8 protein-coding genes are annotated in these 9,096 nt (G+C 34.9%); 3 read left to right on the top strand and 5 right to left on the bottom strand.

Annotation, left to right across the window (positions count from 1 at the left end; all coding sequences use genetic code 11):
- Window positions 1-265: 265 nt before the first annotated feature.
- The 3 genes from V7164_RS07250 to V7164_RS07240 all read right to left on the bottom strand — a co-directional run bounded on the left by V7164_RS07250 (window position 266) and on the right by V7164_RS07240 (window position 3,565).
- Window positions 266-1,939 carry a ribonuclease J gene (locus tag V7164_RS07250; protein WP_335346094.1) on the bottom strand — a complete coding sequence of 558 codons (1,674 nt, stop codon included), beginning with the start codon at window positions 1,937-1,939 and terminating at the stop codon, window positions 266-268.
- A gap of 208 nt (window positions 1,940-2,147) precedes the next feature.
- Window positions 2,148-2,270: a DUF3231 family protein gene (locus V7164_RS07245; protein ID WP_335346095.1), complete on the bottom strand. Its 123-nt coding sequence runs from the start codon at window positions 2,268-2,270 to the stop codon at window positions 2,148-2,150.
- 518 nt (window positions 2,271-2,788) lie between these two features.
- Window positions 2,789-3,565, bottom strand: a complete 777-nt coding sequence (locus tag V7164_RS07240) for a class I SAM-dependent methyltransferase (protein ID WP_335353770.1) — start codon at window positions 3,563-3,565, stop codon at window positions 2,789-2,791.
- Between the two features lie 403 nt (window positions 3,566-3,968).
- On the opposite strand from V7164_RS07240, the gene V7164_RS07235 reads away from it, so the two are divergent.
- Window positions 3,969-4,931: an aromatic acid exporter family protein gene (locus tag V7164_RS07235; RefSeq protein WP_335346096.1), complete on the top strand. Its 963-nt coding sequence runs from the start codon at window positions 3,969-3,971 to the stop codon at window positions 4,929-4,931.
- A 101-nt stretch (window positions 4,932-5,032) separates the two neighbouring features.
- Here the strand turns inward: V7164_RS07235 and V7164_RS07230 are convergent, their stop codons facing one another.
- Both V7164_RS07230 and lepB read right to left on the bottom strand, forming a co-directional pair.
- Window positions 5,033-5,896: an aminoglycoside phosphotransferase family protein gene (locus V7164_RS07230; protein WP_335353769.1), complete on the bottom strand. Its 864-nt coding sequence runs from the start codon at window positions 5,894-5,896 to the stop codon at window positions 5,033-5,035.
- A gap of 50 nt (window positions 5,897-5,946) precedes the next feature.
- Window positions 5,947-6,582 carry a signal peptidase I gene (gene lepB, locus V7164_RS07225; RefSeq protein ID WP_335346098.1) on the bottom strand — a complete coding sequence of 212 codons (636 nt, stop codon included), beginning with the start codon at window positions 6,580-6,582 and terminating at the stop codon, window positions 5,947-5,949.
- 619 nt (window positions 6,583-7,201) lie between these two features.
- Between lepB and V7164_RS07220 the strand changes: the two genes are divergently transcribed.
- Both V7164_RS07220 and V7164_RS07215 read left to right on the top strand, forming a co-directional pair.
- A complete protein-coding gene (locus tag V7164_RS07220) occupies window positions 7,202-7,729 on the top strand; it encodes a sigma-70 family RNA polymerase sigma factor (RefSeq protein WP_335346099.1) in 528 nt (175 codons plus the stop codon).
- Window positions 7,719-9,032: a DUF4179 domain-containing protein gene (locus V7164_RS07215; RefSeq protein WP_335346100.1), complete on the top strand. Its 1,314-nt coding sequence runs from the start codon at window positions 7,719-7,721 to the stop codon at window positions 9,030-9,032. The genes V7164_RS07220 and V7164_RS07215 overlap by 11 nt, the downstream gene beginning before the upstream one ends.
- The last annotated feature ends 64 nt before the right edge of the window (window positions 9,033-9,096 follow it).

The following is a 9,096-nucleotide window of genomic DNA, read 5'->3' as shown; positions in this document are numbered from 1 at the left end:
CACCGCTGCTTGGACTTTTGAACAGTTGGAAAGTTAGCTTTTTCCACAACTAGTTTATGGGGCAAAACAACGAGCACAAAATCAACATTTTATAGATCTCCTTGTAAATTACGAACATTCTAGCTGAATTTAGAGGATAAAGACAAATTGCATACTTGAAGGGGCATTTATGAAATACTAAAAATTCCAATAAGAAAATAAGTTTTAGTTACTTCATAAACGCGCCCGATTCTTGAAGGTCAATGAATTTAAAACTTCCCCATTACTAAATTTCAATAAGTATGGGAACGATCATTGGATTTTTCTTAGTTTGTGTATATAGATATTCTCGTATTGATTTTTTTATTTGTTTTTTCATTACATTCCTTGAACTTCTATTTGCTTCTTGTAGCTCGTTGACCGTTTTTATAGTGAGTTCATTTACGTTTTTGCGTAGCTCCGAAAAATCTCGATGATCTGTAAATCCGCGAGAAATCGTTTCGGGTTCAGCCAGCAACTTTCTATCCGATTTGCTTATCGTTACAATAATCATAAACATTCCGTCCTCAGAAAGCTGTTTTCTGTCCCGTAATACATATTCCCCAATATTACCGACATCCCCGCCGTCCACGTATGTATTTCCAACTGGTACGGTCCGGGTTTGGCGCGCAAGGCCATCTTCAATCTCGACCACATCGCCATTATTAATGATAAACGTGTTTCCTTTCTCTACTCCAACGGATTCAGCTAACAAACGGTGATGATGCATCATTCTAAACTCACCGTGAATGGGAATAAAATATTTTGGTTTCATTAATGTAAGCATTAGTTTTAAATCTTCTTGATAACCATGGCCGGAAACATGCATGCCGGATGTACTTCCAGTTCCATAAATCACTTTGGCCCCAAGTGCAAATAAGTTGTCTACGATACTCGTGACATTACGTTCATTCCCAGGTATTGGACCTGCCGCAAGGATAACCGTATCTTCAGGCAAAATATCGACACCGCGAAAGTTTCCAGTGGACAGGCGGGCAAGGGCAGCTAATGGTTCTCCTTGACTTCCCGTGCATAAAATAGCTACCTTTTCAGGAGCCAATTCATTGACTTCATTTGGGGAAATTAACATTCCATCAGGAACGGTTAAATAACCACGTTCCATAGCCACGTCTACAACATTAACCATACTTCGCCCAAGTAACGCAAGTTTTCGATTTGTTTTAAATGCTGCAATTACGACTTGCTGAACACGGCTAATATTCGAAGCAAAGGTTGAAACAATCACTTTGCGTTCGGCCTTCATGAAAGCTGCTTCCACATGTTCACCTACCATTTGTTCCGATGGGGTTAAACCAGGACGCTCAGCATTCGTACTTTCAGACAGTAGAAGTAAGACTCCTTCTTTGCCGATTTCCGCCATTTTATGAAAATCAGCATGCTCATTATTCGCAGGGGTTAAATCGAACTTGAAGTCACCGGTATGTACAATATTCCCTTCTTGTGTGTGAAAGACTATGCCCAAGCAATCAGGAATACTATGGATCACTTTGAAAAAGCTCACACTCATTTCTCCGATTTTTAGTATTGAGTTTGAGCTGATTTCAACCAGTTCACTTTCTCTTAGAAGTTTGTGTTCTTTTAATTTGATCTCAACTAATCCTAGTGTGAAGCGTGTGGCATAAACCGGCACATTCAATTTTTTTAAGAAGAATGGGATCCCCCCGATATGATCCTCATGGCCATGTGTGACAATTAAAGCCCTGACTTTATCTTTATTTTCTATTAAGTAAGCGATATCAGGGATAATCAAATCAATTCCTAATAAACTTTCATCTGGAAACTTATTTCCACAGTCGATTATCACGATATCGTTTGAATATTCGATTGCATACATATTTTTCCCGATTTCATTCAAGCCACCTAAAGCGAAGATAGATAACGCATTCTCTTTTGTATTCAAATTTATTTCCTCCTATTTACTTTTTAAAATTATCTTGCCCAAAAATGAAAAAGAGCACTTATCCTTGTTACGGATAAAGCGCTCATTCGAATAACCCAATACTTAAGCCGGGAATTAAAAACAATATAGGTAAAAGAACAGGACCAACGAACACGCACTCAATTCATTTATTCCTTATTAATTGGTCACGGTCATCTTCTTGTGGAGGTTACTCCATCCAACCGTGTTTAATCATAATATTAGCTCCATCCTCGGCATACAGTGAGATTTCTGGAATTAAAGACGCATATTTAAAGCCTAAATCTTTTCTTTGACTTGCTGCCAGTGCCATTCCAAAGTTTCCAATTCCCGCGGCATCATGGCCGAGACATGGTACATCATTAATTTATCCGAAAAAACACTTGTTGTCGTATCTAAAACAGCCGAATCCCAACCCATAGGGGCAGGAAGATCTGTATTGCATCCATAAACCAGACATTTCCGCAGCAGTTAAAGGTATATTGGTTTTGTCTTCCATTAAGAAAACCTCCTATGGAATAAATACATTATGGAATAATATTTCCCTATATGGAAAAAAGTATAAATGAACAAAATGCTTGTTTCTTCTGCATCACTTCCAAAGCCAGTATTACATCGGGATGGGGGCTTTCCGAGTTATCCTTTATTTAAAAAAACTAAATAAAAAAACCTTCCAGAAGATGTATAAAGGAAGGTATTTATCTAGTCTAACTTATATAAGAAAAATGGATTCTCTGTTATGGAAGCATCGCACCCTGTAAATGGGCAAATAAAACAAATTCCTCTTAAAATCAAAGTTATTTAAAATGTGAAGTGTCTCCGATCAATAAATTAAATTTTCTTTCTCAATTTAAAAACTATAAAATCAGCACTTCTGAAATCTTCTTCAAATGAAGGATATTTTCTCAACATTTCTTCAAATGGTTTCGGTTCTACTAAGCCTTCTAAATGAAAACCTGCTTTAATTACATTATTAACATAGCTCGTTAAAGTTCTATGGAATAATAGCATTTTTTCTTTATCGCCTAGCCTTTGTTCATAAACACCTTCATAAAAATATTTATCAACATTCCAATGTAACTTTTCACCATCTTTTGTTTTCTCCCATCCACTCTCCGGAGTAACAAAACAAGGATGTAAAATTGAAAAAATAAAATATCCTCCATCTACTAATAGGCGATACATTTCTTGGAATACCTTTTCATAATTTGCAAGGTCTTGTATGACCATATTCGATACAATTAGGTCAAAACTGTTATCCTCTAAAAAATTTAAATCCTCACAATTTCCATATGTATAATCAATTCTCAAATCAATGGGAGTTCTTTCTTTGGCGATTTCTAACATTTTTTCTGAATAATCTACTGCTGTTACAGCTGCTGAAGATTTAGCTAAAATTCTACTAAAATATCCTTCACCACATCCAGCATCTAAAACTTTTTTATTCTTTACCGTTCCCATAAGTGACAATAAAGTAGGATTTAAAAAAACTTCTTTATGAAGGTCTCCTTGTTCAGTATGTACTGCTGAATATGTTTCGGCAAACTTATCCCACCTTTTAATCGCTTCTTCAGTACCAACTTTTTTATTCTGATGTTTTTCAAGCATTTCCTTTAAGTATTCTTCAGATTTCCCTCTTGGAATGCTGAGTCTCTGAGAGTACAAAGATAATAAAATATCCTTATTTTTCACAGTAATTTCTCCCCAATCAACCTAGACTTGTACTTTAATTGATGTACTTCTGTGAACAACAGTAACTTTTCCACCTTTCCCATCCTCCAGCTAAACAATGCTGATAAGTATCATATTAGTCTAACTTTGATTTTTATTGGTAAAAAAGTGTTCATTTTTTTATTTGGCGGAAACTGTTGAATTTAGTTTAGCAGTTACAACAGTTACTTCGGCATAATGAGCTTAGGACCTGTCCTTAGCCTTCATGTCCCCATCTTTTTCTGTTAGAATGAATATCTGCTGGATTAATGAAATTATAGAGAACAGTAGGGTGATACTTATGGTTGGAATGGGATATCGGACAATTAAGACTGCGATAGGGGCAGGGTTAGCAATTTGGATTGCGACTTTACTCGACTTAGAATTTGCATCCTTTGCAGCCATAATCGTTATTATGTGTATTGAGAAGACAAAGAAAAAGACATTACATTCTATTCAGAAAAAGTTTTTCGCATCTCTTTTATCTTTAATTCTTGGTTCCTTATGTTTTGAACTATTAGGATATAATCCAATTGTCTTAACTCTATTTATATTATTGTTTGTCCCAATCCTTATAAAAGGACGTATTCAGGAAGGTTTTGTCACAAGCACAGTTATCGTTTTACATATTTATACAGTGAAGGAAGCCAGTCTAGAAAACCTATTGAATGAACTCTATATTATTTTCATTGGTATAGGAATCGCCTTACTCGTAAACAGCATTATGCCAAGCTTTAAGAAAGAAATTGAAAAATACAAAATTGAAATCGAACATAAATTTAGCGTTATTCTTTACGAATTTTCAGCATTACTAAAAAATAGTGAGCGAAACTGGGATGGAAAAGAATTAAACGAAGTAGAAAATATCCTGAATCAAGCTAAAAACATAGTTATACAAGATGTAGAAAATCATCTGTTAAGAAAAGAAAATAAAGTTTATTATTATCTCGAAATGCGAGAGGATCAACTGGAAATCCTAAAACAGATGGTAGCCATTCTAAGCATTGTTTCTTCATCAGAGTTAGATGTCAAACAAAGAGGAATGCTTGCTAATATATTTCTAAATATTAGTCAACATGTTGATTCAGGAGATACAACCATTGCATTAAAACAATTAGAGGAGTACGAAGAGTCCATACGTGAAACAGAATTACCGAAAACAAGGGAAGAATTCGAAATTAGAGCCAATCTATTTTATTTAAATTTCGAAATTAAGAACTACTTAATTATTAAGAAAAATATTTTTAATCGAATTAAACTTTAACTCCAGAGGCAAGTCATCATATTGGCAAAGGCCACGGGAACAGGTTTAACGCTTATTGAGCTAAGGGACCTGCCCCGTATTCTTTTACTGTAATACCCATGTTAAGAAATGGCTTTGATATTTTTCCAGTAGTTCCAAGCATTTAGATAGTCATTAAAATCATGGGGATGATGTTTAATGCAGGCTGCTAACCTGAGATATAATCCAATAAGTACTTGCTCATATAATAATTGTTCACTTATTTTTTCTTTTAATAGTAAGTGATTCACTGCTGAATGGATCGTTTCTTTCGTTAAATCATCTGGTGAAGAACAAAATGCATAAATTAAATCATAAAGGGGGTCTCCGATAACAGAAGTCGGGTCAATCACACCACTTAATTGTCCATTGTGAAAGATAAAATTGTGCACTCCACAATCCCCATGCAATAAAAATGGTTCTCTGTCCAGACTATTTATTTTTGAATCTTTGACAAGGTTAAGCACAAAGGTATACTCATCTTTATCTAAATATGAATCTAAAATCTTATTTGCTTCCATCAGTTCATTCAAAAGGAAACTTTGCCATGAATCTGTTAATTCATCCGCCCATCCCCAACCAACATTATTTGGTACGGCCTTATAATGGTTTATCAATCCTTGCACAAGTTCTTTGAGCACTTGCTGTTTATTATTTCTTTCATAATTTGTAGAACCGTTGATGAATGAATAAACGATAAAATTATTTGACGGTTCAACATAGAGAAGACGCGGTAATAAATATAAATCCTTGTAACAGGTAAGAAAATTGGCTTCAGATTGAATAACTTGCGGTTCATTCAACTTTACAACATATCTTTCACCATCAGTGGTACTCAGGAGATACAATTCACTTACAGTACCTCCATTTAATTGTTTATACTCAACGGAACTTGATTGAATGATTTCTATATTTTTTAATTCTTTTATTATCTCTTGAATGTCCATATTCCTTCTATTCTCCCTACTCTTCAAAAACAATTTCTATGATTTTAAGTTTAAAATTCATCCGAATACCCTAACACTTTCCCTAGTATCCTTTCCAACGGCAGCAAACCGAAATCTTTGCTGTCTATCCCCCGCCACCAGTGGTCAACCAAAACAAATACCGTTTCTTCATCAACTTTTATAGGCTCCAAATTCGTATTAAAGTAACTCTTAACCCAAGCTAAATCATTAACATGACTCAAATCAGCTTGATCTAAATACTCCTCTTCTTCCATCCCCCTTATAGTGGCCACTCCATAAAATGCATCAAATTTCTTATGATCAATATAAACGTGACCATCCTTGATCTCAATTGTCTCGCCGGGTAAACCTACAACTCTGCCTAGATAATTTTCCGGAATTTCTGGGTTCTCTTTAATTGCCGTCTCGAACATCTTATAATAAACAACATCCCCTCGTTCAAGTGGAGCAGATTTTGGATCTATTACCAATTCGCCATGTGTCCCAGTATCAAAATCGTGGTTTCCCCTATCCATTGCGTCAGAAAGCCATTCCACTAAGAGGTGATGCTCCTTTGGTGATACCATTTTCATTTCAGGGGAAGTAATGTCATCAGTTATTGTAATAACCTCCTTTTCACAGCCTACTAACAAAAGACCGAACAGAAAAACGATTAGCTTCCTCAAATCATCATCTCCTTTTTACACATTATACCAGCGTTACCTTTTATTATTTGTACAAAAGGCTCTGTTAAAGGTAAATGTTGATATTTGATGCTTGTTCCATTTCTTGTTATTGTAGATTGACAATAAAGTTGTTTAAAAAGCACACGTTATCGAATCTTTATCCACACTAATAGTGCTTCAATCAAATCAGCCTATGAAAATGAAATACTGATAAACGGTTTACTAACAAAATTGGTCTTTAATAGTGGAAGTTGGAGTAATTCCTTTTTGAAAAATCAAATACATTACAAGATAGGACATTCTAATGAGACGGCAAGGTATTGAGCTCAAAGGTTATTAAACTACCTATAGGGATATCGCCAATATTGCAGTATATTTTTGTACATTAGAAAATTAATCTAAAAAAAAAGCCGATACCCTTTCAAGTGAACTGACCCAAGAAAGGAATCGGTTTTTTTGTCTCTCTTCTTTAGATTCCTCTTTAACCCACCCTTATATTTTAAAAAAAGATCTATGCTTAGGAGGAATTTTAATTGTTTAATCATAAAAACCTAAGAAAATTTGAAACGTTTTACATACCCCGTTTGTCTAACAGATAGAGGAAGGGAGGGGCAGAAGATTGCCGGATATTAAAAAGGTTCAACGTGCGAAAAAGGGAAATAATAAAGCATTTCAAGAGTTAATGGAAGAAGAAAAGGTCAAACTTTATAAAATTGCTTATGTTTATATGAAAAACGAAGTGGATGCGCTGGAGGTTTTCCAAGAAACAACATATAAAGCTTTTATTTCGATTAATAATCTTAAAGATGACCGGTACTTTTCAACATGGCTATCTCGCATTCTTATCAACACAGCGATTGATCATTTAAACAAAAGGAAAAAAATTATTCCAATTGAGAGAGAAATTTTAGAAGAAAAGATGGCCCCATACCGATCAAATGAAGAAGATCTCGATTTACTTCAGGCTGTTATGGAATTAGACGAAAAATATAAAACGGTTTTAATTCTCCGATTTTATAAAGATTACACAGTGAAGCAAATAGCCTACGTTTTAGATTGTCCTGAAGGTACTGTGAAAACAAACATCCATCGTGGGATTAATCTGTTAAAAGAAAAATTGAAGGAGGATTGTGTTAATGAGCAGTAACCAATGGCCGGATTTAAAAAAGGAATTGGATAAGGTATCAGTCCCAATGGATAAGCTTGATTCAATTATTACAAATACAATCAAAGAAAATCGAACCAAAACATCAAAGAAGAAAGTGGCTCTTTATTCATTTATTGCAGCGGTGTTAGGCTTTGGGGTGTTTATCGGTTCAGCAAGTGTTTCCCCCGTGATGGCGAAAATCGCCTCAAATATTCCGATTATCGGAACCTTTTTCAATGATTCCTTGGATGAAGGCTTAAGATTAGCTGGAAAGAAGGGCTTAACACAGGTCATCAATCAATCCTCAAAGGATAATGGAATTACCTTAACAATGAATGAAATTTTTTATGACGGAACACGCTTAACATTCGGTTTTACACAGGAATCCCTATTCGCAATTGGTCAACTTGAACGGCCGACCATTGAAGTGAACGGTAAGGAAATAAATTTCAGTTCCAGTTATTCAGGAGAATTTGTGACACCGCAAAAATATAAGGGGATTATTGATATTACAGCAACTGAGGAGCTTCCAGAAGAATTTGACATGAAAATTAGAATTGATGCTGTTGGTCTTATTCCAGGAAAGTGGGAATTCACTTTTCCGGTGAAGCAATCAAATGAAGTAACTGTGATACGGCCACAGGAAACGAAATTAATAGAAGGGGCAGAAGTTGAAATAAGTTCTTTAAAGCTTGGACCAGCAGGGACGGATCTCAGTGTGAAGGTGTTAAAGGATGAAGGGAATAACAAGATTGATCCATATTCATTAAACTTTTATGTGATAGATGATAATGGTAATGTGTTAGACACTGTAACAGGAAACGGCAGTGGAGAAACAGAAAACGGAAAAGAAATAGCGGATCTTAAATTCCTCTATTCACCTTTAAAAGAAAGCAGCAAAAAAGTCAGTGTTATTCCTTATATCATTCCGGTTTCCGAGGAGAGATGGGAAGAAGTTTCTTTACCTTTAGATGAACAAAGTTTGCCTTTTAACGTGGACCAAGGTGAATTTGGGAAGGTTCTTGTAACAAAAGTAATTTATCAGCAAGATAAATTAGTTTTGTATTTTGACCTTCAAAGTGATGTAATTGTAGACAATAAACTTTCAAGAAATTCATTATGGCTAGAGGATGCTATTGGGAAAAACCTTATACTAGAAGATAAACCATTTGCGGAACGAATTGAAGGAAATGAATTTAAGCAGGAATTTGCAGCTGGTAAGAAGAAAGGCTTGAAGATTAAAACTTATAAGTATCCAAAACCAATTACGTATGAGGAATTTAAGATTGATATTCCGAAATAAATATGTATGTATCTAGCTAGTTTTTGAAATGACCGATTATAAAGGATTTAATTAATTTTATTCT

The organism is Bacillus sp. JJ1474 (assembly GCF_036965225.1).
GTDB lineage: Bacteria > Bacillota > Bacilli > Bacillales > Cytobacillaceae > Cytobacillus.
This window is presented reverse-complemented; position numbering and strand designations above follow the sequence as displayed.